Origin of the sequence: Flavobacterium undicola (assembly GCF_009909155.2) — a bacterium.
Lineage (GTDB): Bacteria > Bacteroidota > Bacteroidia > Flavobacteriales > Flavobacteriaceae > Flavobacterium > Flavobacterium undicola.
In genome coordinates, this window is the sequence record NZ_JAAAPM020000004.1 from 66,071 (window position 1) to 90,856 (window position 24,786).

Sequence of the window (24,786 nt, forward strand, 5' to 3'; positions counted from 1 at the left end):
AATGTCATCAAACAAAAAATACTGGAAAAGTGTTGAGGAACTAGAAAATGGTTCTATTGTTGAGGCGCTTAGAAATAACGAGTTTGTTGAAGAGATTCCTACGGATGAATTTTTAGGGAATGCTGATGCGATGTCATCTTCTTCAACTTCAAGACGTGATTTTCTAAAGTACGTTGGGTTTAGTACTGCAGCAGCTACACTTGCAGCATGCGAAGGACCTGTGAACAAGTCGATTCCTTATGTATTACAACCAGAGCAAATCATTCCTGGAGTAGCAGATTATTATGCAACTTCTGTTTTTGATGGTTTTGATTTTGCAAATCTACTTGTTAAAACACGTGAAGGGCGTCCTATTAAAATAGATAATAATACTATTTCGGGAGCTAAATTTGCTGCAAATGCTAGAATTCATGCCTCTATATTGTCATTGTATGATAATATGCGTTTAAAAGCGCCTAAAGATGGTGGAAAAGATTCTAACTGGTCAGCTGTAAATTCGAAAATTAAATCAAGTATTGCTGAAGCGAAAGCTAAAGGTGGTCAAGTGGTTTTCTTAACGAATACATTAGCAAGTCCTTCAACAGAAAAATTAATTGCTGATTTTATTGGTGTAAATCCAAATGCAAAACATGTAATTTATGATGCTGTTTCTTCATCTGAAGCTTTAGATGCTTTTGAAGCTGTTTATGGCGAAAGAGCTTTAGTGGATTATGATTTTGCAAAAGCTTCACTTATTGTTTCTGTAGGAGCTGACTTCTTAGGAGACTGGCAAGGTGGAGGATATGATGCTGGATATGCACAAGGAAGAATTCCGAAAAACGGAAAAATGTCTCGTCATTTCCAATTAGAAGCTAACATGACTTTGTCTGGTGCTGCTGCTGATAAGCGTTTGCCGATGTCGGTTGCTAATCAAAAACAAGCATTAGTACATATATATAATGTAATTACAGGTTCAGCAGTTGCTGTAAATCTGGCACCTGAATTTAAAGCAGAAGTTACTAAAGCGGCTCAGCAATTAAAAGCTGCTGGTTCTAAAGGACTTTTGGTTTCAGGTATCCAAGATAAAAACGCACAATTATTAGTATTAGCAATTAACCAAGTTTTGGCTAGTGAAGCTTTTACTACTGTAGGTGTTAGAGAAATAAGAAAAGGTTCTGATGCAAAAGTAGCTCAGTTAATTAATGACATGAAAGCAGGTAGCGTTCATACTTTAATTATGAGTGGAGTGAATCCAGTTTATACTTTGGCCGATTCAGCTTCTTTTGTTGAAGGTCTTAAAAAAGTAAAAACTTCTGTTGCTTTATCTTTGAAAGAAGATGAAACTGCAGCTATCTCAACTATTGCTGCTCCAGTACCTCATTACTTAGAGGCTTGGGGAGATTTAGTTTTAACTAAAGGAACTTATAGTTTAACACAACCAACGATTCGTCCATTATTTGATACAAAACAATTTCAAGATGTTTTGATGTCTATCAATGGTCTTACTGGAACTTACTATGATTATTTAAAAGCATATTCTTCATCATTTATTGCAGGTTCTACTTGGAATAAAGTTTTACATGATGGAGTATTTGTTGGAGCTCCTGCTGCTTTATCTGGTGGTGCTGCTGATTATACTGCTGCTGCTTCTGCATTGGCTAAGTCAAAATCAGCTAGTGGATTAGAGTTAGTTTTGTATACTAAAACAGGTATGGGAGACGGGCAACAAGCAAACAACCCATGGTTGCAAGAGTTTCCAGATCCAATTACAAGAGTATCTTGGGATAACTATGTTACTGTTTCGGGAGCTGATGCCAAGAAATTGGAACTGTCAAATGAAATTGTTGCTAATGGTGGTTTAAATGGTAGCTATGTTACTATTACAACTGCTGATGGAGCTAAATTAGAAAACGTTCCGGTAATTGTTCAGCCAGGTCAGGCAGTTGGTACTGTTGGTTTAGCTTTAGGTTATGGTCGTAAAGCGGCTTTAAAAGAAGAAATGCAAGTAGGTTTAAACGCTTACACATTATATAAAGGTTTTAACGATGTTCAATCAGTAACATTAGTTAATGCTGGTGGAGAACATGAGTTTGCTTGTGTTCAAGGTCAGAAAACCTTAATGGGTAGAGGAGATATCATTAAAGAAACTTCTTTAGAAATCTTTAATACTAAGGATTCTGCAATTTGGAACGAAACTCCAAAAGTATCTTTGAATCATAAAGAAGTTGAAGCAACTACTGTTGATTTATGGGAATCTTTTGATCGTTCTGTAGGGCACCACTTTAACCTTTCTATCGATTTAAATGCTTGTACAGGTTGTGGAGCTTGTGTGATTGCTTGTCATGCAGAAAACAATGTACCGGTTGTTGGTAAGACTGAAGTTAGAAGAAGTCGTGATATGCACTGGTTGCGTATTGATAGATATTATTCTTCTGAAGAAACTTTTGCAGGAGATAATGAAAGAAAAGAAAATATTGCAGGTTTATCTAGCTCACTTTCTACATTCAATGAAATGGAGAAAGCATCAGATAACCCACAAGTTTCTTTCCAACCAGTAATGTGTCAACACTGTAATCACGCACCTTGTGAAACAGTTTGTCCAGTTGCTGCAACTTCTCACGGTCGTCAAGGTCAAAATCATATGGCTTATAACAGATGTGTTGGTACTCGTTACTGTGCTAATAACTGTCCTTATAAAGTACGTCGTTTCAACTGGTTCTTATACAATAAGAACAGTGAATTTGATTATCATATGAATGATGATTTAGGACGTATGGTATTGAATCCAGATGTTAACGTTCGTTCTCGTGGGGTAATGGAAAAATGTTCTATGTGTATCCAAATGACACAAGCAACAATTTTAAATGCTAAGAGAGAAGGAAGAGAAGTGGTTGACGGTGAGTTCCAAACAGCTTGTTCTGCAGCTTGTTCTAGTGGAGCAATGATTTTTGGTGATGTTAATGATAAAGCTAGTAAAGTAGCAAAATTAGCTTCAGACGAAAGATCTTATCACTTATTAGAGCATGTGGGAACAAAACCAAATGTGGTTTATCACGTAAAAGTTAGAAATACTTAGAAATAAATTTAAAATCAATATAAAGGAATATGTCTCATATATACGACTCTAGTATTAGAAAGCCTTTAGTTATAGGTGATAAAACTTATCATGATGTAACAGTAGATGTGGCAGCGCCTGTCGAAGGTTTGGCTAATAAACATTGGTGGATTGTTTTTACAATCGCCTTAACAGCCTTCCTTTGGGGGATAGGATGTATAGTTTATACAGTATCTACAGGTATTGGAACATGGGGATTAAATAAAACAGTTGGTTGGGCTTGGGATATCACAAACTTCGTTTGGTGGGTAGGTATTGGTCACGCTGGAACTTTGATTTCTGCGGTATTATTGTTATTCCGTCAAAGATGGAGAATGGCGATTAACCGTTCAGCAGAAGCAATGACAATTTTCTCAGTTATACAAGCAGGTTTGTTCCCAATTATTCACATGGGACGTCCATGGTTGGCTTACTGGGTATTACCTATACCAAACCAATTTGGATCTCTATGGGTTAACTTTAACTCGCCATTGCTTTGGGACGTATTTGCAATCTCTACTTATTTATCAGTATCGTTAGTTTTCTGGTGGACTGGTTTATTGCCTGACTTTGCAATGCTTAGAGATAGAGCGATTACTCCATTTAATAAAAGAGTATATTCTATCTTGAGTTTTGGATGGAGCGGTAGAGTAAAAGATTGGCAACGTTTTGAAGAAGTATCTTTGGTACTTGCTGGTTTAGCAACTCCTCTTGTACTTTCTGTACACACGATTGTATCTATGGACTTTGCTACTTCTGTAATTCCAGGATGGCATACTACAATTTTCCCTCCTTACTTCGTTGCTGGAGCGGTTTTCTCTGGATTTGCTATGGTGAACACCTTACTTATTATCATGAGAAAAGTATCTAATCTAGAAGCTTATATTACTTTACAACATATCGAGTTGATGAATCTTATCATTATGATTACAGGTTCTATCGTAGGTGTGGCTTATATTACTGAGTTGTTTATCGCTTGGTATTCAGGAGTAGAGTATGAGCAATATGCATTCTTGAACAGAGCTACTGGACCTTACTGGTGGGCATATTGGTCAATGATGACTTGTAACGTATTCTCTCCACAGTTTATGTGGTTTAAGAAATTAAGAACTAGTATCATGTTTTCTTTCATTATTTCTATTGTTGTAAACATAGGAATGTGGTTCGAGAGATTCGTAATTATTGTAACTTCTCTTCATAGAGATTACTTACCATCTTCTTGGACAATGTTCTCTCCAACATTTGTTGATATTGGAATTTTCATCGGAACAATAGGTTTCTTCTTTGTATTGTTTTTATTGTATTCAAGAACTTTCCCTGTAATTGCGCAGGCAGAGGTTAAAACAATTTTAAAAGCAACAGGAGATAATTACATAAGAGAAAGAGCAGCAAATAAAGATTCACACCATGAGTAGTAGTAAAGTAATATACGCCATTTATAATGACGATGATGTATTGATGAATGCGGTTAAGAAAACCAGAGCAGCTCATCATCATATTGAAGATGTTTTTACTCCATTCCCAGTACACGGTTTGGATAAAGCTATGGGAATAGCACCATCAAGATTAGCAATTTGTGCCTTTTTGTATGGATGTGTTGGTATCTCTTTTGCAACTTTCATGATGAGTTATATTATGATTCATGACTGGCCTCAAGATATTGGAGGAAAACCAAGTTTCAGTTATATCCAAAATATGCCGGCTTTTGTGCCTATTATGTTTGAGATGACTGTATTCTTTGCAGCCCACTTAATGGTTATTACTTTTTATATGAGAAGTAGATTATGGCCTTTTAAAGAAGCTGAGAATCCAGATGTTAGAACTACTGATGATCATTTCTTAATGGAAGTAGCTATCAACGATAATGAAGAAGAATTGGTTTCTTTTTTCAAAAATACAGGTGCTGTAGAAGTTAAAGTAATAGAAAAGAATTAATTTAGATATGAAAAGGGTATATAAAATAACACTATTGTTAGGCATAACTATTTTAGTAGCTTCATGTCATAATGATAAAGCGCCGAATTATCAGTATTTTCCAAATATGTATGAGTCAGTAGGCTATGAAACTTATTCAGAGTCTAAAGCTTTTGCTAACGGAAGAGAAGGTCAATTGCCTGCTCCAGGTAGTATTAACAGAGGTTTTGAACCTTATGAATATGAAAATTCTACTGCTGGATATGAATTGGCTAAAGCCAATTTAAAGTCACCACTTGATTCATTAGATAGAAATTCTGGTAAAGGAAAAGAACTTTTCGAAATCTATTGTATTAGTTGTCATGGTGCAGCTGGTAATGGTAAAGGAAAATTAGTTGAGAGAGAAAAATTTCTTGGAGTTCCTAGTTATGCGGATAGAGATATCACTGAAGGAAGTATTTTTCACGTTGAGACGTATGGTTTAAATGCAATGGGTTCTCATGCAAATCAATTAAGTAAACACGAGCGTTGGTTAATTGCTGACTATGTGCTTAAACTTAAAAGCCAATTATAATTGTTGAACAAACTGATCGTAATAGATATGTATACATTTTCAAGTAAATTAAAAACTTTTTCTATCATCTTAATGGCCGTTGGTATATTAGGAATAGGGTATGGTTTTTTAAACGCACCTAAAGATATTCATGAAGTTGAGAATATCCTTGCCGCAGAATCTCACGGTGGACATGGTGAAGCACATCATGAAGAAGCTAAAGCTGCTGAAGGAGCTCATGCTAAAGCGGAACATGCAACTGCAGAAGAAGTTAAAGAAGCTGCTGAGCATGAAGAGCATTTAACTCATGTTTTGCACCAATTACAAAATAAGCCATGGGCAGCTTTATATGTTGCTTGTATTTTCTTTATGCTTATTTCTATGGGAACTTTAGCTTTTTATGCTATTCAACAAGTTGCTGTAGCTGGATGGTCTCCAGTTTTATTTAGAGTTATGCAAGGTATAACAGCTTATTTGCCTGTTGGTTCTGCTATATTCTTTATAATATTAATTTTATGTGGTCTTCATTTTAATCATTTGTTTACTTGGTTGGTCGAAGGTGTAACTGACCCTACAAGCGCTAACTATGATAAAATGATTGCTGGTAAATCAGGTTATTTAAACTTCGGATTTTGGATTGTTAGAGCTGCTATTTTCTTGATTGGATGGAACTTATACCGTCATTATTCAAGAAAAAACTGTTTAGCTCAAGATGAATCTAATGATAATACATTCTATAAAAAGAACTTTAAATTATCAGCTGGTTTCTTAGTATTCTTCATCGTTTCTGAGTCTATTATGTCTTGGGACTGGATTATGTCAATCGATCCACACTGGTTCTCTACATTATTTGGATGGTATGTATTTGCAAGTTTCTTTGTAAGTGGTATTACTTTGATTGCTATGGTAACTGTTTATTTAAAATCAAGAGGTTACTTAGAGCATGTGAATACAAGTCATATCCATGATTTAGCTAAATTCATGTTTGGTATCAGTATCTTCTGGACTTACTTATGGTTTTCTCAATTTATGTTAATCTGGTATGCAGATATTCCTGAAGAGATTACTTATTTTATTACTAGAATTCAATTATACAACCTTCCTTTCTTTGGAGCTGTTGTTATGAACTTTGTATTTCCTTTATTGATTCTTGTCAATACTGATTTCAAAAGAATTACTTGGGTAATTGTTATGGCAGGTATCGTTATTTTAGCAGGTCATTATATTGATTTCTTTAATATGATTATGCCTGGTACAGTTGGCGATCAATGGTTTATTGGTGTTCCTGAAATCTCGTCCGTTCTTTTCTTCCTTGGGTTGTTTATTTTTACTGTATTTACAGCATTAACTAAAGTTCCTTTATTAGCAAAAAGAAATCCTTATATCGAAGAAAGTAAACATTTTCATTATTAATTTTTAAAGAGATAAACAGATGACAAGTTTGTTGGTAATTATAGTTTTAGTTTTATTAGCTGTTGCTTTATGGCAATTGACTAAAATATTCGACCTTACTCAAGTGGGTTCTTCTTCAGATAGTTCTCAAGTAGCTAATGATAAAGACAATAATATTCAAGGATATTTAATGTTTGGTTTTTTAGCATTCTTATATGTTTTTACTATATATGGTTTGCTTACTTGGGGAGATATGCCACTACATACTCCAGCTTCAGAACATGGAGTAGAAGTAGATAGATTGATGAATATTACTTGGATTTTAATTTTTGCTGTTCAGGCAATTACTCAACTTTTATTGCATTATTTTGCTTTTAAATACAAAGGTAAAAAAGATCAAAAAGCCTTGTATTTTGCTGATAACAATAAGTTAGAAGCTTTATGGAGTATTATTCCTGCGGTTACATTAGCTGGTTTAATTCTTTATGGATTATATGCTTGGACTAACATTATGTTTATTGATGAGGACGAGGATACTATTGTAATTGAGTTGTATGCTCAACAGTTTAAATGGACTGCTAGATTAGCTGGAGAAGATAATGTATTAGGTAAAGCTAATGTTCGTTATATTGAAGGTGTAAATACTTTAGGAGTTGATTTGTCAGATAAAAATGCACAAGATGATATTGTAGTTTCAGAATTACACATACCAAAAGGAAAAAAAGTACACTTTAAGTTGCGTTCTCAGGACGTTTTACACTCAGCATATATGCCTCATTTTAGAGCACAAATGAACTGTGTTCCAGGTATGGTTACTGAATTTGCTTTTGTTCCTACTTATACAACATCAGAGTATAGAGAATTACCATACATGATTGAAAAAGTAGCTCATATTAATGAGTTAAGAGCTAAGAAAAGTGTTGAGTTAGTTGCTAAAGGTCAACCTGGTTTAGATCCTTACACTTTTGATTATTTGTTGCTTTGTAATAAAATTTGTGGAGCTTCTCACTACAACATGCAAATGAAAATTGTTGTTGATACACCGGAAGATTACAAAAAATGGTTAGCAGATAAAACTACCTTAGTTAAAGAAGTGAAAGCTTCATTAGAAAAACCTGCTGATGACGTATCAGGAGAGGCTAAAGGGAATGATACAGTAGCGGCTACTAAAGAAGTTGCTATTAAATAATTATTAAGAAAATTTAAAGTATAATATATGTCAGCAGAAGGTCACGATCACGCTCACGATCACGAACACGAACACCACCATAAAGATACATTCGTTACTAAATACATTTTTAGTATTGATCATAAAATGATCGCTAAACAATACCTTATTACAGGTATTATTATGGGGGTTATTGGTATTAGTATGTCTTTGCTTTTTAGAATGCAATTAGCTTGGCCAGAAGAATCTTTTAAAATATTCAATATTTTATTAGGTGATAAATTTGCTCCTGATGGTGTGATGGCTAATGATGTTTATCTTGCCTTAGTTACAATACATGGTACCATCATGGTATTCTTTGTGTTGACAGCTGGTTTGAGTGGTACTTTTAGTAATCTACTTATTCCGCTTCAAATTGGTGCCCGAGATATGGCGTCTGGATTTATGAATATGATTTCTTACTGGTTGTTTTTCTTATCAGCCGTAATTATGTTAAGTTCATTATTTGTAGAAGCTGGTCCTGCATCAGCGGGTTGGACAATTTATCCACCTTTAAGTGCTTTACCTCAAGCAATTCCAGGTTCTGGTGCGGGTATGACACTTTGGTTAGTTTCAATGGCTATCTTTATTGCATCTTCTTTAATGGGATCTTTAAATTATATTGTTACTGTAATTAACTTGAGAACAAAAGGGATGTCTATGACCAGACTTCCTCTTACAATCTGGACATTTTTTGTTACTGCTGTTATTGGGGTAATTTCTTTCCCAGTATTGTTATCTGCAGCTTTGTTGTTAATTTTTGATAGAAGTTTTGGTACTTCATTCTTCTTGTCAGATATTTATATTGCTGGTGAAGTTTTACATTACCAAGGTGGATCTCCAGTTTTATTTGAACACTTATTTTGGTTCTTAGGACACCCTGAGGTTTATATTGTAATCTTACCTGCGATGGGTCTAGTATCTGAAATTTTGGCTACAAACTCTCGTAAACCAATCTTTGGTTACAGAGCGATGATTATGTCAGTTCTTGCAATTGCATTTTTATCTACAATTGTTTGGGGTCACCACATGTTTATTTCAGGTATGAATCCTTTCTTAGGATCGGTATTTACATTTACTACTCTATTGATTGCAATTCCATCTGCTGTAAAAGCGTTCAACTGGATTACAACTTTATGGAAAGGTAATTTGCAATTAAATCCTGCTATGTTGTTCTCTATCGGAATGGTTTCAACTTTCATCACTGGAGGTTTAACAGGAATCATTTTAGGAGATAGTACTTTAGATATTAACGTTCACGATACTTACTTTGTAATTGCTCACTTTCACTTAGTAATGGGTATCTCTGCACTTTACGGAATGTTTGCTGGTATTTACCACTGGTTCCCTAAAATGTACGGAAGAATGTTGAATAAAAACTTAGGTTATATTCACTTTTGGGTAACAGCGGTTTGTGCTTATGGAGTTTTCTTCCCAATGCACTTTATTGGATTAGCTGGTTTACCAAGACGTTATTATACAAATACAAACTTCCCATTATTTGACGATTTGCAAAATGTGAACGTATTGATTACAACATTTGCATTAGTTGGTGGAGCTTTCCAATTGGTTTTCTTGTACAACTTCTTTAGTAGTATTTTCTACGGTAAGAAAGCAGTACAAAACCCATGGAGATCTACTACATTAGAATGGACTACTCCTGTAGAGCATATGCACGGAAACTGGCCTGGTGAAATTCCTGAAGTACACCGTTGGGCTTACGATTACAGTAATCCAGAACACGAAGAGGATTTTGTTCCTCAAACGGTTCCAATGAAACCAGGTGAATCAGTTTTACACCACTAAAATATTTTATAAAGACTGTCTGAAAAGACAGTCTTTATTGTTTTATATAAAATTCCAAATTCCAAAAAGGTTCAGTCTTTTTGGAATTTGGAATTTTTTATTTGGGATTTAACTGTTTTACAAACTGATTACTTTGTCTATCTTTGTTACATGAATGAAAATTTAGACCCAACAAACAAAGGATACAATCCTGATGAACTTGATCTTGAAAAACGATTAAGACCTCTTTCTTTTGATGATTTTGCAGGACAAGATCAGGTTTTAGAAAATCTTAAAGTTTTTGTTGCTGCAGCTAATCAACGTAATGAAGCCTTAGATCATACTTTGTTTCATGGGCCTCCGGGACTTGGAAAAACAACATTGGCTAATATTTTGGCTAATGAGTTAGAAGTGGGTATCAAGATAACTTCTGGGCCAGTGCTTGATAAACCAGGAGATTTAGCTGGTTTGTTGACTAATCTTGAAGAAAGAGATGTTTTGTTCATTGACGAAATTCATCGTTTGAGTCCTATAGTTGAAGAATATTTGTATTCGGCTATGGAGGATTTTAAGATTGATATCATGATTGAATCAGGGCCAAACGCAAGAACGGTTCAGATTAATTTAAATCCGTTTACTTTAATTGGTGCTACAACCCGTTCAGGACTTTTAACAGCACCTATGCGTGCCCGTTTTGGAATTTCTTCTAGGTTGCAATATTATACTGTTGAATTGTTGACTACTATTGTACAACGAAGCGCTTCTATTTTAAAAATGCCAATTAGTATGGAAGCTGCTATAGAAATTGCTGGTAGAAGCAGAGGAACACCAAGGATTGCAAACGCTTTGTTGCGAAGAGTACGCGATTTTGCCCAAATAAAAGGCAATGGAACTATTGATATTGAAATTTCGAAATATGCCTTAAAAGCGCTTAATGTAGATGCTCATGGTTTGGACGAAATGGATAATAAAATTCTGATTACCATAATTGATAAATTCAAAGGGGGGCCTGTAGGATTGAGTACTTTGGCAACTGCTGTTTCCGAAAGTAGTGAAACCATAGAGGAAGTTTACGAACCTTTTTTAATTCAGGAAGGTTTTATTATGCGTACTCCACGAGGACGTGAAGTTACCGATAAAGCTTATAAGCATTTAGGTAAAATTAGAACGAATATTCAAGGAGGACTTTTTTAAAGAGAAGCTGGAAGTAGGAAGTTAGAAGTAGAGGGATGGAGACTGAAGTTTTTAAGAGATTTTCTTAATTGTATTTTACTTCCAACTTCCATCTCCTAGCTTCCCACTTCCCACAATAAATATAAACGTATGAGTTTTAAATTCGAAAAATTAATTATCTGGCAGAAATCTATGGATTTTGGAGAAGAGATTAATACAATTATTAAAGAATTTCCAAAGCATGAAATGTATAATCTTTCTTCTCAAATATTAAGAGCATCGGATTCTGTGGCTTTAAATATTTCTGAAGGGGCTATAGAACAGTCTAATGCTGAATTCAATAGGTTTTTAGGTTATTCTGTCCGATTGTTGGCTGAAGTTGTTACTTGTTTGTACAAGGCAAAAAGAAGAGGCTACATTAGTAACGAAGTTTTTGATAAATTATATAATGATTCGTTTGATTTGATGAACATGACTATTGCTTTTAAAGCTAAATTGAAATAATAATGGCTTCTTCTAACTTCCAACTTCAAGCTTCCCGCTATACCTCATTCATTAAATCCGAAGCCAAACGCCTCGGATTTTTATCTTGTGGTATATCTAAAGCTGGTTTTTTGGAAGAAGAAGCACCTCGGTTAGAAAATTGGTTGAATAAAAACCATAACGGTCAGATGGCCTATATGGAGAATAATTTTGACAAACGCCTTAACCCAACTCTACTCGTAGATGATGCTAAGAGTGTCGTGTCGCTTTTACTTAATTATTACCCCGAAAAAGAACAGATTGTAGACTCGTATAAGATTTCGAAATATGCCTATGGTAAAGATTATCATTTTGTCATTAAAGAAAAATTAAAAGAATTGCTTTTTTCGATTCAAGAAACTATTGGAGAGGTTTCGGGTCGTGTTTTTGTGGATTCTGCACCTGTTTTGGATAAAGCCTGGGCTGCCAAAGGCGGTTTAGGTTGGATAGGGAAAAACAGTAATCTATTGACTCAAAAAGTAGGTTCTTTTTATTTTATAGCTGAATTAATTATTGATTTGGACTTAGAATATGATAATGCTACGACTGATCATTGTGGAAGCTGCACGGCTTGTATCGATGCTTGCCCTACACAAGCTATTGTTGCTCCTTATGTTGTTGATGGAAGTAAATGTATTTCTTATTTTACCATTGAGCTGAAGGAAAATATTCCTATGGAAATGAAAGGACATTTTGATGATTGGGTATTTGGATGTGATACCTGTCAGGATGTTTGTCCTTGGAATAGATTTTCTAAAAGTCATAATGAACCATTGTTTAATCCTAATCCTGCTTTGCTTTCGATGACTAAAAAAGATTGGGAAGAAATGACAGAAGAAACGTTTAAAATAGTTTTTAAAGATTCGCCTGTTAAAAGAACTAAGTTTCAAGGATTAAACAGAAATGTTAATTTTTTGAAGGAATGATAAATTTATGGCCTAAATTTTAAATTGTTTAGTGGCTGTTTTTTGGTGATTTTTTTTTATATTTATAGTTCTTAAAAATTCTCAATATGACTGTAAATCAAATATTAAGCACGAAAGGGAATAATGTGTATTCAATTATTTCGACTATTAGCGTTTATGATGCTATTAAGGTAATGGGAGAAAAAAACGTTGGGGCAATCCTCATTATTGAAGATGACCAACTAAAAGGAATTCTGTCTGAGAGGGATTATGCTCGAAAAATTGTTCTTAAGAATAAATCTTCAAAGAGCACTTTAGTACACGAAATAATGGTAAGTAATGTAATTACTGTTACGCCAACAGATGATTTGGATAATTGTATGGAATTGATGATTTCAAAAAGGATTAGACATTTACCTGTTGTGGAAGACAATAAAGTCATTGGACTTATTTCTATTGGGGATGTTGTAAAATCAATTATTGAAAAACAAAAAGAAACAATTCAATTGCTGGATTCTTATATCAATGGGACTCAATCTTAGTTTTTGATTTTAAATATAAAAGATATCTTCTGGCCGCAATTTTTTGCGGCTTTTTTTATGAAATTAATTGTTGGATTTTTATAAAAGAATTATGAAAATGTTAACTTTTTAAGTTAAGACTTCTATCTTTGTATATAAGATAAAACTGCTATTACTGTTGTTGGTTTCCTGGAATAGGAGATTGGTAAAAGCAATTTTAAACAAAAAAACTTTTATAAAAAAATTAGATGATTGCACACTTACAAGGAAAGTTAGTTGAAAAATCGCCAACACAAATTGTTATTGATTGTGGTGGAGTGGGTTATGATGTTCATATTTCATTACACACTTATTCATTACTTCCTAATTCTGATTTTATAAAAGTATTTACCTATCTTCAAATAAAGGAAGATGCGCATACATTATTTGGTTTTATTGAGAAATCAGAAAGAGAAATTTTCAAATTACTGATTTCGGTTTCAGGTATTGGGGCAGGAATTGCAAGAACTATGTTGTCATCACTGGATCCTAAACAAATCACTAATGCTATTGCATCAGGAGATGTGGGAACCGTTCAGTCTATTAAAGGGATAGGGAGTAAAACGGCACAAAGAGTAATTTTGGATCTTAAAGATAAAGTATTAAAGTTGTACGATTTAGATGAAGTTTCTATGTCGCAAAGCAATACAAATAGAGATGAAGCGTTATCTGCTTTAGAAGTTTTAGGATTTGTTAGAAAAGCTTCAGAAAAGGTTATAGAGAAAATTATAAAAGAGGATCCAGATGCATCTGTAGAATCTATTATCAAACAAGCATTAAAAAGCTTATAAAGGCACAGTAAAAACCAATTGTATGCATAAAATCTGTATTTTTTTGGCGGTTTTATTATGTGGTTTTGTATCACTAGCTCAGGTAAATCAACCAGTTCAAGATACAACAAAAAGAGAGTATTCATTAGGGAAAGTCCAAATAAAAGACCCTAAGAGTATTCTTTCGGCATATACCTATGACCCAAAAACAGACAGATATATTTATACTAGTTCTGTTAATGGATTTTCAATTAAGTATCCTCTTATTTTGACTCCTAGAGAATATGAAAACTTAGTTTTGAAAGAATCGATGAAAGATTATTTCAAAAAGAAGTCAGATGCAATTGATGGAAAAAAAGAAGGAAGTGAAGCCAATAAAAAGGATTTGTTGCCTAGGTACTATGTGAAATCAGGTTTATTTGAATCTATTTTTGGAAGTAACACCATTGACGTAAAACCTACGGGTTCTGTTGAAATGGATATGGGAGTACGATATACAAAACAAGACAATCCTTCGTTTTCTCCAAGAAACAGATCAAATCTTTCTTTTGACTTTGACCAGCGAATTAGCATGAGCTTGATGGGGAAAGTAGGAACTAGATTGAATGTAAATGCTAATTATGATACACAATCTACTTTTGCTTTTCAGAATTTACTAAAGTTAGATTATACACCAACAGAAGACGATATTATCCAGAAAATTGAAGTTGGAAATGTGAGCATGCCTCTTAATAGTTCTTTAATTAGGGGAGCGCAGAGTTTGTTTGGGGTTAAGGCACAATTGCAATTTGGTAAAACGACAGTTACGGGTGTTTTTTCTGAACAAAAGTCGCAAACAAAAACAGTTGTTTCTCAAGGTGGTGGAACCATACAGAATTATGATATTTATGCATTAGATTACGATAATGATAGACATTTTTTTCTATCTCAGTATTTTAGAAATAGATATGATACAGCATTAAAAAACTATCCTTTTATAGATAGTAGGGTCCAAATAACCCGATTAGAAGTTTGGGTTACTAATAAACAAACCAGATTGAATACTACTTCTAATAATCTTAGAAACGTTATTGCTCTCCAGGATTTAGGAGAAGCGCAGTTGACAGGATTACCGGATAATGAAGTGGTAGTTTTAGATCCTTCCACAGGAATGTTTAATAATCCGGCAGATTCTCCAACCGATAATTCGAATAATAAATATAATCCTGCCCAAATTCAATCGGGTAATGGATTATTGAATTCAAATATTCGTGAAATTGCAACGGCAAATTCTGGTTTTAATAGTTCGGTGAGTGAAGGACAGGATTATTCGAAACTTGAGAATGCTCGAAAATTAACAACTAATGAGTATACTTACCATCCGCAATTAGGGTATATCTCTTTACAACAAAGATTGTCAAATGATGAGATTTTGGCGGTAGCTTATGAATATACAATTGGAGACCAGGTGTATCAAGTAGGGGAATTTGGGAATGATGGTGTCGATGCAACTCTTGTTACAGGTACACCACAATCAACTCAGGCAGTTGTTACACAGAGTTTGATTTTGAAAATGCTGAAAAGTAATTTAACCAATGTCAAAAATCCAGTTTGGAACTTGATGATGAAAAATATTTATCAAATTCCAGGTGCTTATCAAGTAAAACAGGAAGATTTTAGATTTAATATTCTTTATACTGATCCGTCACCTTTAAATTATATTTCTCCGGTAACAGGAAGTACATTTCCGCCAAGTCCATCACCAGAAAATAAAGTTGCAGAAACACCATTGTTGAATGTTTTTAACTTAGATAAATTAAATTATAATAATGATCGTCAAACAGGTGGGGATGGATTTTTTGATTTCGTTCCCGGTTTAACGGTAGATTCTCAAAATGGGCGTATCATTTTTACCACAAAAGAACCTTTTGGGGAATTACTTTTTAATAAGTTAAATGATCCTAATAATTCTAAAGATTATGACGATCCGGCAAATTATAATGATAATCAAAGGAAATATGTTTTTAGGAGTATGTATCGCAATACTCAGTCGGGAGCATTGCAAGACAGTGATAAGAATAAGTTTTTACTAAGAGGAAAATACAAATCGTCTGCTGGTGATGGAATCCCAATTGGGGCTTACAATGTGCCTCAAGGTTCGGTTGTGGTTACTGCTGGAGGTAGAGTTCTAGTTGAGGGAGTAGATTATAGTGTGAATTATCAATTAGGACGTGTTCAAATTTTAGACCCTTCATTGCAGGCTTCTAATACTCCGATTAATGTTTCTCTCGAAAATAATTCCATTTTTGGTCAACAAACCAGAAGATTTATGGGGGTAAATGTTGAGCATAAATTTTCGGATAATTTTACTTTAGGAGGTACCTTTTTAAAAATGACTGAAAAGCCATTTACTCAAAAATCCAGTTATGGACAAGAATCGGTAAATAATACTATTTTTGGATTCAATACCAATTTCTCTACTGAGGTTCCGTTTTTTACAAGATTGGTAAATATGCTTCCTAATATTGATACCGATGTTCCGTCGAATTTATCGGTAAGAGGGGAAATTGCATTTTTAAAACCGGATACTCCTAAAGCAGATCAATTTGAAGGAGAATCAACACTTTATGTTGATGATTTTGAAGGTTCGCAATCTACTATCGATATGCGTTCGGCCTATGCTTGGAGTTTGGCATCAACGCCTGAAGAGAATACTCGCAGTACTTATAATTTTAATGCGAAAGCCAATGATTTGACTTATGGTCATAAAAGAGCAAAATTAGCATGGTACACTATTGATCCTATCTTTTATGTTCAAAAACCATCTGGGATATCTAATGATGATATTTCGTTAAACTCAACCAGAAGAATTTATAGTGAAGAGTTGTATCCGTTAACCGATATAGCGCAAGGACAAACACAAGTAATCAATACTTTGGATTTGACTTATTTGCCGTCAGAAAGAGGGCCGTATAATAATAATTCTAATTTTGGTTTAACTCCAAAAGATAATTTTGGGGGTATTATGCGTTCGCTGAGCTCAACTAATTTCGAACAAGGAAATGTGGAGTACATTCAGTTTTGGGTTTTAGATCCTTATGTGGGTAATGGAAAATCACAAGCTACTAATACGGGTAAAGTTTATTTTAACTTAGGAGAAATCTCCGAAGACATATTGAAGGATGGTAGAAAGCAATATGAGAATGGACTAGGGCCAGATCAAGTAAAGGTAAATCCACAACCAATTTGGGGAGATGTTCCTGCTTCGCAATCCTTAATATATGCTTTTGATGCAGACGCAAACAATAGAAAGAATCAAGATGTTGGATTGGATGGTTTGACAAATAATGCTGAAGCTACTATTTATAATAATTTTGCTTCTGAACCGGATCCAGCTGCCGATGATTATACTTACTATCTTAATACTTCGGGAGGAGTAAAAGAGCGTTACAAAAATTATAATGGCGTAGATGGTAACTCGGCTGTTGATATAAATGATCCTAATCGAGGCGCTTCGACTGTTCCAGATGTGGAAGACATAAATAGAGATAATACGATGAATACAATCAATGCTTATTATGAATATAGCATTGACATGAAGCCTGGTATGCTAGTGGGGCAAAATTACGTAACCGATGTCAGAGAAACTCAAGCGACTTTGCCAAATGGGGAAGTGACTAGTGCAAGATGGATTCAGTTTAAAATTCCGGTTTCGTCACCTGAAAACACGATTGGTAATATTTCTGACTTTAGATCTATTCGTTTTATGCGAATGTTTATGACAGGTTTTGATGATGAAGTAACATTGCGTTTTGGAGCTTTAGATTTGGTACGAGGCGAATGGAGAAGATATACGAGTACCTTAGATCCTAATGATACTAACGTTGCCGATGATAATACAGAATTGGATGTTACAGCGGTTAACGTTCAAGAAAACAACACAAAATGTCCAGTGAATTATGTTACTCCTCCAGGGGTGCAAAGAGAACAGTTGTATAATAATAATACTTTGATTAATCAAAATGAGCAATCCTTGTCATTAAGAGTAGCGGGTGATGGTTTAGAGATTGATGATGCTAGAGCGGTTTTTAAAAATGTAAGTGTAGACATGCGTCAGTTTAAAAAACTGAAAATGTTTTTACACGCCGAATCTTTGAAAGGGCAAATTCCATTGGAAGACAATCAGATGGTTGGGTTTATACGTTTTGGTAATGATTTTACTCAAAATTTCTATCAAATTGAGATTCCTCTAAAGGTAACAAAAACTACAGATGGTAATTGTAAATATACTCCCGAAGAAGTTTGGCCTGAAGCCAATGAAATAGATTTAGCATTGTCTTTGTTAACCAAGTTAAAAATTAAAGCTATGGCAATAGATGCCAGTACGCTGCCATTGGATGGAGTTTATTATTTAGATGATGATACAACTATTCCGGGAGATCCAGATGGACGTGATGGCGATAGTAAATTAAGATTGGGTATTAAAGGAAATCCTAATTTCGGGATGGTGCGTACTTTGATGGTCGGAATTAAGAGTAATGAACCACATCAAGACCTGAAAGGAGAGGTTTGGTTCAATGAGCTTCGTTTAGCTGATATGGATAATCATGGTGGTATGGCTGCGGTGTTAAATGTAGATGCTAATTTTGCTGATTTTGCAACAGTTTCTGCAACTGGAAAAATGAGTACAGTAGGATTTGGTACTATTGAACAAGGTCCAAATGAAAGAAGCAGAGAAGATATTCAACAATATAATATTGTGACCAATTTGAATTTAGGGAAATTGTTGCCTAATAAATGGGGGATTAATTTACCTTTTAACTACAGCGTAGGCGAAGAAACTATTAAGCCGGAATACGATCCATTTAATCAGGATATTAAATTAAAGCAGCTTTTAAGTGAAACGGATGATGCTGATGTAAGAGCTAATTTGAAAAACAGAGCAATAGACTATACTAAGCGTACTAGTGTTAATTTTATTGGAGTAAGAAAGCAAAGAGGAGCTGAGCAAAAACCACATATTTATGATCCTGAGAATTTTACTTTTTCACAATCGTTTAATAAAGTAGAGCGCCATGATTATGAAATTGAAGACTATCTTGATCAGCAAGCCAGTACTTCGGTTGATTATGCTTATACTTTTGATTCTAAAGCAGTAGAGCCTTTCAATAAAACGAAATTCATGAAGAAAAGTACTTATTGGAAGTTATTGAGCGATTTTAATTTTAATTATTTACCTTCTAATGTTACTTTTAATACTAATATTAATAGACAATACAATCGTCAACAGTATAGACAGGTAGATAATGTTCCTGGACTTGAATTGAATCCATTGTACCGAAGAAATTTTGGTTTTAATTACAACTATGGTTTTAATTATAATTTGACTAAATCGTTGAAATTTAGTTATGCTGCTTCAACGAGCAACATTGTTAAGAATTATTTGGATCAAGATGACCAGCCTATAGCTGATTTCTCCATTTGGGATAGCTATTGGGATATTGGTGATCCAAATCGACATACACAGCAAATTATTTTAAATTACGATATTCCTATTAATAAGATTCCGCTGTTTAGTTTTGTAAAAGCGAATTATTCTTATACAGGTGATTATAGTTGGCAGAAATCAGCAAATGCTTTGTCTGAAATAGAAGTAGGTGGCTCGGCTTACAATTTAGGAAATACGGTTCAAAATGCTCGTACCAATACTTTGAACACTACTTTTAATATGGACATGTTGTATAAGTATTTAGGTTTGTCCAAAAAACCAAAAGTAGCAGCCAGAACTCCAGCTGTTGCCCCAAAACCAGGACAAAAAATTACTAATGTTGCTCCAAAACCGCAAGCACAAGGCAATGAATTTGTAGATGGATTGATGGGAGTTTTGACTAGTGTTAAGAATATTCAAATTAATTATTCGGAAAATAGTGGTACATTATTACCGGGATATACGCCGAGTATTGGATTCTTAGGTTCGTCCAGACCTTCATTAGGATTTATCTTTGGAAGTCAGGATGATGTAAGATATGAAGCTGCTAAAAATGGTTGGTTGACCAACTATCAGGAGTTTAATCAAAACTATACACAGGTGAGTAATAAAGTATTAAGAGCTACTGCTAATGTCGATTTGTTTCCTGATTTGAAAATCGATTTGACAATGGACAGATCACTTTCTTCAAATTATTCTGAGCAATTCGATGTGTCTGCTGATGGGACTTATAATTCGCGTTCTCCTTATAATTATGGAATGTTTTCTATTTCTACGGTGTTAATCAAGACTGCTTTCTCTCAAAGTGATGAGAATGCTTCGGCTGCATTTGATGATTTTAGAACAAATAGACTTTTGGTAGCAAACCGATTGGCAACAGATCATTATGGAGCTGTAGTACCACGTTATGATGCTTCAACTCTTCCAGCGGAAAATCCGAGTCTCCCGGAAACAGATTTAGCAAATCCTAATAACCCGGAGCGAAAAAGAATTATTTCGAATAATGGATATCCGATTGGATTTGGAAAAAACAATCAATCTGTTTTATTACCGGCATTTGTAGCGGCTTATACAGGAGTCGATGCTTCGGGTGTTTCTACCGGGATTTTTAGAAGTTTTCCAATTCCTAACTGGACAGTAAAATACAATGGTTTGATGCGTTACGGTTTGTTTAAAAAGAATTTCAAGCGGTTTTCTTTGCAACATAGCTATAGAGCGTCTTATACTATTAATCAATACCGATCTAATTTTGATTATGATAAAGACCCATCAGGAAAGGATGATAGTGGCAATTTTTACAATAAAACAATTATGTCTAATGTGAATTTAGTGGAGCAATTTAGTCCTCTTGTTCGAATGGATTTTGAATTGAAAAACTCACTAAAAGTGCTTACTGAAATTAAAAAAGACCGCGCTTTGTCGATGAGTTTTGATAATAATTTATTAACCGAAGTAAAAGGAATTGAATACATAGTAGGTTTAGGATATCGTTTTAAGAATGTTGTTTTTTCTTCAAGACTGGCTGATAATCCTACTGGAGTTATTAAAGGAGATATCAATGTGAAAGCCGATTTGTCGTATAGAAACAATCAAACCATAGTGCGTTATTTAGATTATGATAACAACCAATTAGCAGGGGGGCAAAATTTATGGTCTTTGAAATTAACGGCTGATTATTCATTTAGTAAAAACCTAACGGCTATTTTCTATTACGATCATTCATTCTCTAAAGCAGTGATATCGACTTCGTTTCCTATAACTAATATTCGATCCGGATTTACACTTCGATACAATTTTGGGAATTAATTTCTTGAATCTCGATAAGATTTAATTCGAAGATTGTTACATTTGCCAAAAAAAACAATTATCATATATCAATTACTATTATTATGAGTATACCAGCAAGTTTAAAGTACACTAAAGATCATGAATGGGTAAGTTTAGAAGGAGATATTGCAACAGTAGGAATTACACATTTTGCTCAAAAAGAGTTGGGTGATATTGTCTATGTTGAAGTGGAAACTTTAGATCAAACACTTGAAAAAGATGAAGTTTTTGGTACTGTTGAAGCAGTAAAAACAGTATCTGATTTGTTTCTTCCTTTGTCAGGAGAAATTGTTGAATTCAATACTGGATTAGAAGATGCTCCAGAATTAGTAAATTCAGATCCTTATGGTGCTGGATGGATGATAAAAATTAAAGTTTCAGATTTAGCTGAATTCGATACTTTATTAACTGCTGAAGGCTATAAAGAACTTATAGGTGCTTAAGAAAATTTGTTTAGGTGCTGCTTTGTCTTGGACAGGAATTATTTTGTATTTGTGTTTAATTAAGGCAAGTAATCTTCCCAGTGTCGATATTATCTACCTTGATAAATTCGTTCACGCTTTTTTTCATTTTGTTTTTAGTCTATTGTGGTTTTTAGTACTTCGATTTTATTATAAAAATCAAAGTAGTACGAGGCTTTTGGGGATTGTTTTTTTTATCTCTCTCTCTTTTGGGATTACAATAGAACTATTTCAGACATTTTTTACTATTTCAAGAAATGGAGATGTAATAGATGTTTTATCTAATACAACGGGTGCTTTGTTAGCAATTTTAATTCTTACACTTTTAGATAAGAAAAGGCTTTTTGTATAAAAACTAAATAAAGAATCCTGCTAAGGCGGGATTTTTTTATTGTTTATTTTAAACATATGTATCCCAGAATTTTTTAGCCCTGATGGAAGCGGCATACTTTAATACCAGGGTTTGGTATTAAAGATATAGCGGACAGCAGGAATAGCTACTGATAATAATTAACAATACATTAATAGCCAAAACTAATTTTGGAATGGTGTTTTGTTAGTTTTTAATTTCTAAATTTGCATAGTGTTTAAGGAATTAAAGACTTTATATTTATAAATTTTAAATAAAAAAAATATGGCATTAGCAATAACAGACGCTACTTTTGAAGAAGTAGTTTTGAAATCAGATAAACCAGTTATGGTAGATTTTTGGGCAGCATGGTGTGGACCTTGTAGAATGGTTGGGCCAATCATTGACGAATTGAGTACTGAATACGACGGAAAAGTGGTAGTTGGGAAAGTTGATGTTGATGCAAACCAAGAATTTGCTGCAAAATACGGAGTGAGAAACATACCTACAGTATTGGTTTTTCATAACGGAGAAGTCGTAGGAAAACAAGTAGGAGTTGCTCCGAAACAAACTTACGCAGATAGTTTAGACGCTTTGTTGTAATCGTAAGATTATGATTTATATGAGAAAAAGGTTTGGCGAAAGTCAAGCCTTTTTTTCTATAATTAATTCAAACCCGACAGTTTTTTAAAAGCGGTCGGGTTTTTCTTTTTTGTTATCTTTGAGAGATGAAGATTGAATCGCAAATAGGGAAAATTTCCAGTTTTCAGCATCTGGAGTTGTTAGCAAACCAAGTGGTGGAAGGTTTTATTTCGGGCATGCATAAAAGTCCGTTTCATGGTTTTTCGGCAGAGTTTGCTGAACATAAGGTGTATAATGCAGGTGAAAGCACCAAACATATCGATTGGAAACTGTTTGCCAAAACAGATCGATTGTACACCAAGCAATTTGAAGAAGAAACCAACTTGCGTTGTCATATTATTATCGATAATTCTTCGTCGATGCATTATCCGAAATTAAATGGGAATCAGGATTTTTATGAAAACAAAATAGGATTTTCTGTTTTGGCTTCAGCCGTTTTGATGAATCTTTTAAAGAAACAACGTGATGCAGTAGGGCTAAGTGTGTTTTCGGATACTTATGAATACTACGCGCCCGAAAAAGGCAGTGATCGTCATCATAGAATGGTATTAAACGCTCTGGAGAATTTATTAAAAGAACCAGTTGTTAGTAAAACTACCGATACGATTACTTTTTTACATCAGATAGCCGAGAAGATTCACCGTCGTTCGATGATTATTTTGTTTACTGATATGTTTCAAACTGGAGAAGAGGAGCGTTTGTTGAATGCTTTGCAACATTTAAAATACAATAAACATAAAGTGGTTTTGTTTCATGTAGTAGATGGAAAAACGGAACTTAATTTTGACTTTGATAATGCCCCACGGAAATTTATTGATGTAGAAACTAAGGAAGAAATAGTTGTTTTTGCTGATAATGTCAAGGAAGAATATGAAAAACAGGCTTCTTTATACTTTAAAAAGTTAGCTTTAAGTTGTGCTCAAAACAAAATCAAGTACGTTCCGGTAAGTGTTAGGGAAAATTTCGAAAAAATAGTGTTGACTTATTTGGTTGAAAAACAAAACTTTGGCTAGATAGTAGAAAAATATATTATTATTTTTAATAAAAACACTTGTGTAAACAGAAATCTATTGTATCTTTGCCACCGCAATAAAGCAGAGGTTTGGTAGTTCAGTTGGTTAGAATACATGCCTGTCACGCATGGGGTCGCGGGTTCGAGTCCCGTCCAGACCGCTAATATTGGGAAAGCCTTTCGTAACTGAAAGGCTTTTTTTTCCACTATACGGTATATAAAGCTAGTTGTGTTGTTTGGTTAGCATTTGTAACGCTAACCGCGGTTTAGTAGTTAGACCAATGAAAAGCTTTTCACTTAAATGTGAATGGCTTTTTTGATTTAAGAGCTATTTTAAATAAGATTTATTTTTTTGTTTTAAGGCTTGTTTTTAAAGAAAATTATATTGTATATTTGCACTCGCAATAAAGCAGAGGTTTGGTAGTTCAGTTGGTTAGAATACATGCCTGTCACGCATGGGGTCGCGGGTTCGAGTCCCGTCCAGACCGCAAATTTGCAAGAAGCCTTTCTTAACGGAAAGGCTTTTTTTATTCTATAATACCTGTTATCTCGTTTCAAGAACGGATAGATTTTGCAGAAAGCCTTTTTTTATTGCATAAATTTTGTTTTAGCTAAAGAGAAGCTCTTTATACTCCCAAACAATAGAAATAAATATGCCTAAGTAAATTACACAAAGCATAAATTGAATAAAACTGGAGGCTAAAATACCTAAAACTGATCCAGTTGCAGCTTTTAATGCTTGCTCTACATTTTTAGTATCAAAAAATAATTCACCAACTAATGCCCCTACAAACGGACCAATTATAAAACCGAATGGAATTGGAGCCAACAAACCAATAATAAGCCCAATATTTGTTCCCCAAATTCCAGCTTTACTGCCCCCAAATCGCTGAGTTCCTTTTGCTGGTAAAATATAATTGGCAATAGAAAAAACAATAACCACTAACAATATCATTCCTAAAACCCAATAATTAACTGGAATTACACTTGTAATATAAAGCATAACTATTCCTAACCAGCACAAACTAATACCAGGCAACACAGGCAGAAAACTACCTAGAATCCCAATAAACATACACACTAACCCAAGTATCAGAAGTAAAATATCCATAAATTAATTTTGAAAAAATAATTTACAGAAAGTTAGGAAGATTATTTATTTTCCAAAGCATCT

18 protein-coding genes and 2 tRNA genes are annotated in these 24,786 nt (G+C 34.1%); 19 read left to right on the top strand and 1 reads right to left on the bottom strand.

Annotated features, from left to right (window positions below; all coding sequences use genetic code 11):
* Position 1 precedes the first annotated feature (1 nt).
* From GTZ96_RS03605 to GTZ96_RS03695, 19 genes are all read left to right on the top strand, one after another.
* Positions 2-3,055 carry a TAT-variant-translocated molybdopterin oxidoreductase gene (locus GTZ96_RS03605; RefSeq protein WP_161641367.1) on the top strand — a complete coding sequence of 1,018 codons (3,054 nt, stop codon included), beginning with the start codon at positions 2-4 and terminating at the stop codon, positions 3,053-3,055.
* Positions 3,056-3,084: 29 nt separating this feature from the next.
* Complete coding sequence (nrfD, locus tag GTZ96_RS03610) at positions 3,085-4,488, top strand: NrfD/PsrC family molybdoenzyme membrane anchor subunit (RefSeq protein ID WP_161641229.1); 1,404 nt, start codon at positions 3,085-3,087, stop codon at positions 4,486-4,488.
* Positions 4,481-5,008: a DUF3341 domain-containing protein gene (locus GTZ96_RS03615; protein WP_161641230.1), complete on the top strand. Its 528-nt coding sequence runs from the start codon at positions 4,481-4,483 to the stop codon at positions 5,006-5,008. The genes nrfD and GTZ96_RS03615 overlap by 8 nt, the downstream gene beginning before the upstream one ends.
* A gap of 7 nt (positions 5,009-5,015) precedes the next feature.
* On the top strand, positions 5,016-5,561 hold the full coding sequence (locus tag GTZ96_RS03620; RefSeq protein ID WP_161641231.1) for a c-type cytochrome: 546 nt from the start codon (positions 5,016-5,018) through the stop codon (positions 5,559-5,561).
* 27 nt (positions 5,562-5,588) lie between these two features.
* Entirely contained in the window at positions 5,589-6,953 is a 1,365-nt protein-coding gene (locus GTZ96_RS03625; RefSeq protein ID WP_161641368.1) for a cation-translocating P-type ATPase, read from the top strand.
* A gap of 19 nt (positions 6,954-6,972) precedes the next feature.
* Positions 6,973-8,121 (top strand): cytochrome c oxidase subunit II, encoded by a 1,149-nt coding sequence (locus tag GTZ96_RS03630; protein ID WP_161641232.1) that lies wholly within the window; start codon positions 6,973-6,975, stop codon positions 8,119-8,121.
* A 27-nt stretch (positions 8,122-8,148) separates the two neighbouring features.
* Positions 8,149-9,945, top strand: a complete 1,797-nt coding sequence (locus tag GTZ96_RS03635; protein WP_161641233.1) for a cytochrome c oxidase subunit I — start codon at positions 8,149-8,151, stop codon at positions 9,943-9,945.
* Between the two features lie 150 nt (positions 9,946-10,095).
* A complete protein-coding gene (ruvB, locus tag GTZ96_RS03640) occupies positions 10,096-11,118 on the top strand; it encodes a Holliday junction branch migration DNA helicase RuvB (protein ID WP_161641369.1) in 1,023 nt (340 codons plus the stop codon).
* A gap of 129 nt (positions 11,119-11,247) precedes the next feature.
* Entirely contained in the window at positions 11,248-11,601 is a 354-nt protein-coding gene (locus GTZ96_RS03645; RefSeq protein WP_161641234.1) for a four helix bundle protein, read from the top strand.
* Between the two features lie 2 nt (positions 11,602-11,603).
* Positions 11,604-12,545, top strand: coding sequence for a tRNA epoxyqueuosine(34) reductase QueG (queG, locus tag GTZ96_RS03650; protein ID WP_161641235.1), 942 nt, complete (start codon positions 11,604-11,606; stop codon positions 12,543-12,545).
* Between the two features lie 86 nt (positions 12,546-12,631).
* Positions 12,632-13,066, top strand: a complete 435-nt coding sequence (locus GTZ96_RS03655) for a CBS domain-containing protein (RefSeq protein ID WP_161641236.1) — start codon at positions 12,632-12,634, stop codon at positions 13,064-13,066.
* Between the two features lie 227 nt (positions 13,067-13,293).
* Entirely contained in the window at positions 13,294-13,875 is a 582-nt protein-coding gene (ruvA, locus tag GTZ96_RS03660) for a Holliday junction branch migration protein RuvA (RefSeq protein ID WP_161641237.1), read from the top strand.
* 22 nt (positions 13,876-13,897) lie between these two features.
* A complete protein-coding gene (gene sov / locus GTZ96_RS03665) occupies positions 13,898-21,127 on the top strand; it encodes a T9SS outer membrane translocon Sov/SprA (RefSeq protein ID WP_161641238.1) in 7,230 nt (2,409 codons plus the stop codon).
* Between the two features lie 83 nt (positions 21,128-21,210).
* Positions 21,211-21,591: a glycine cleavage system protein GcvH gene (gcvH, locus tag GTZ96_RS03670; RefSeq protein ID WP_161641239.1), complete on the top strand. Its 381-nt coding sequence runs from the start codon at positions 21,211-21,213 to the stop codon at positions 21,589-21,591.
* Positions 21,584-21,961, top strand: coding sequence for a VanZ family protein (locus tag GTZ96_RS18270; protein ID WP_161641240.1), 378 nt, complete (start codon positions 21,584-21,586; stop codon positions 21,959-21,961). Before gcvH ends, GTZ96_RS18270 begins: the two co-directional genes overlap by 8 nt.
* 282 nt (positions 21,962-22,243) lie before the next feature.
* Positions 22,244-22,561, top strand: a complete 318-nt coding sequence (trxA, locus tag GTZ96_RS03680) for a thioredoxin (protein ID WP_026708908.1) — start codon at positions 22,244-22,246, stop codon at positions 22,559-22,561.
* A gap of 125 nt (positions 22,562-22,686) precedes the next feature.
* A complete protein-coding gene (locus tag GTZ96_RS03685; RefSeq protein ID WP_161641241.1) occupies positions 22,687-23,613 on the top strand; it encodes a DUF58 domain-containing protein in 927 nt (308 codons plus the stop codon).
* Positions 23,614-23,699: 86 nt separating this feature from the next.
* Positions 23,700-23,773, top strand: a tRNA-Asp gene (locus GTZ96_RS03690).
* 253 nt (positions 23,774-24,026) lie between these two features.
* Positions 24,027-24,100: transfer RNA gene (locus tag GTZ96_RS03695), tRNA-Asp, on the top strand.
* Positions 24,101-24,219: 119 nt separating this feature from the next.
* Here the strand turns inward: GTZ96_RS03695 and GTZ96_RS03700 are convergent.
* Complete coding sequence (locus tag GTZ96_RS03700) at positions 24,220-24,723, bottom strand: DUF456 domain-containing protein (RefSeq protein ID WP_161641242.1); 504 nt, start codon at positions 24,721-24,723, stop codon at positions 24,220-24,222.
* Between the last annotated feature and the right edge of the window lie 63 nt (positions 24,724-24,786).

Excerpts from the sequence above, each read along its gene's own strand:
- GTZ96_RS03605 (WP_161641367.1), top strand. The coding sequence starts at position 2 with ATGTCATCAAACAAAAAATACTGGAAAAGTGTTGAGGAACTAGAAAAT.
- nrfD (WP_161641229.1), top strand. The coding sequence starts at position 3,085 with ATGTCTCATATATACGACTCTAGTATTAGAAAGCCTTTAGTTATAGGT.
- GTZ96_RS03615 (WP_161641230.1), top strand. The coding sequence starts at position 4,481 with ATGAGTAGTAGTAAAGTAATATACGCCATTTATAATGACGATGATGTA.
- GTZ96_RS03620 (WP_161641231.1), top strand. The coding sequence starts at position 5,016 with ATGAAAAGGGTATATAAAATAACACTATTGTTAGGCATAACTATTTTA.
- GTZ96_RS03625 (WP_161641368.1), top strand. The coding sequence starts at position 5,589 with ATGTATACATTTTCAAGTAAATTAAAAACTTTTTCTATCATCTTAATG.
- GTZ96_RS03630 (WP_161641232.1), top strand. The coding sequence starts at position 6,973 with ATGACAAGTTTGTTGGTAATTATAGTTTTAGTTTTATTAGCTGTTGCT.
- GTZ96_RS03635 (WP_161641233.1), top strand. The coding sequence starts at position 8,149 with ATGTCAGCAGAAGGTCACGATCACGCTCACGATCACGAACACGAACAC.
- ruvB (WP_161641369.1), top strand. The coding sequence starts at position 10,096 with ATGAATGAAAATTTAGACCCAACAAACAAAGGATACAATCCTGATGAA.
- GTZ96_RS03645 (WP_161641234.1), top strand. The coding sequence starts at position 11,248 with ATGAGTTTTAAATTCGAAAAATTAATTATCTGGCAGAAATCTATGGAT.
- queG (WP_161641235.1), top strand. The coding sequence starts at position 11,604 with ATGGCTTCTTCTAACTTCCAACTTCAAGCTTCCCGCTATACCTCATTC.
- GTZ96_RS03655 (WP_161641236.1), top strand. The coding sequence starts at position 12,632 with ATGACTGTAAATCAAATATTAAGCACGAAAGGGAATAATGTGTATTCA.
- ruvA (WP_161641237.1), top strand. The coding sequence starts at position 13,294 with ATGATTGCACACTTACAAGGAAAGTTAGTTGAAAAATCGCCAACACAA.
- sov (WP_161641238.1), top strand. The coding sequence starts at position 13,898 with ATGCATAAAATCTGTATTTTTTTGGCGGTTTTATTATGTGGTTTTGTA.
- gcvH (WP_161641239.1), top strand. The coding sequence starts at position 21,211 with ATGAGTATACCAGCAAGTTTAAAGTACACTAAAGATCATGAATGGGTA.
- trxA (WP_026708908.1), top strand. The coding sequence starts at position 22,244 with ATGGCATTAGCAATAACAGACGCTACTTTTGAAGAAGTAGTTTTGAAA.
- GTZ96_RS03685 (WP_161641241.1), top strand. The coding sequence starts at position 22,687 with ATGAAGATTGAATCGCAAATAGGGAAAATTTCCAGTTTTCAGCATCTG.
- GTZ96_RS03700 (WP_161641242.1), bottom strand. The coding sequence starts at position 24,723 with ATGGATATTTTACTTCTGATACTTGGGTTAGTGTGTATGTTTATTGGG.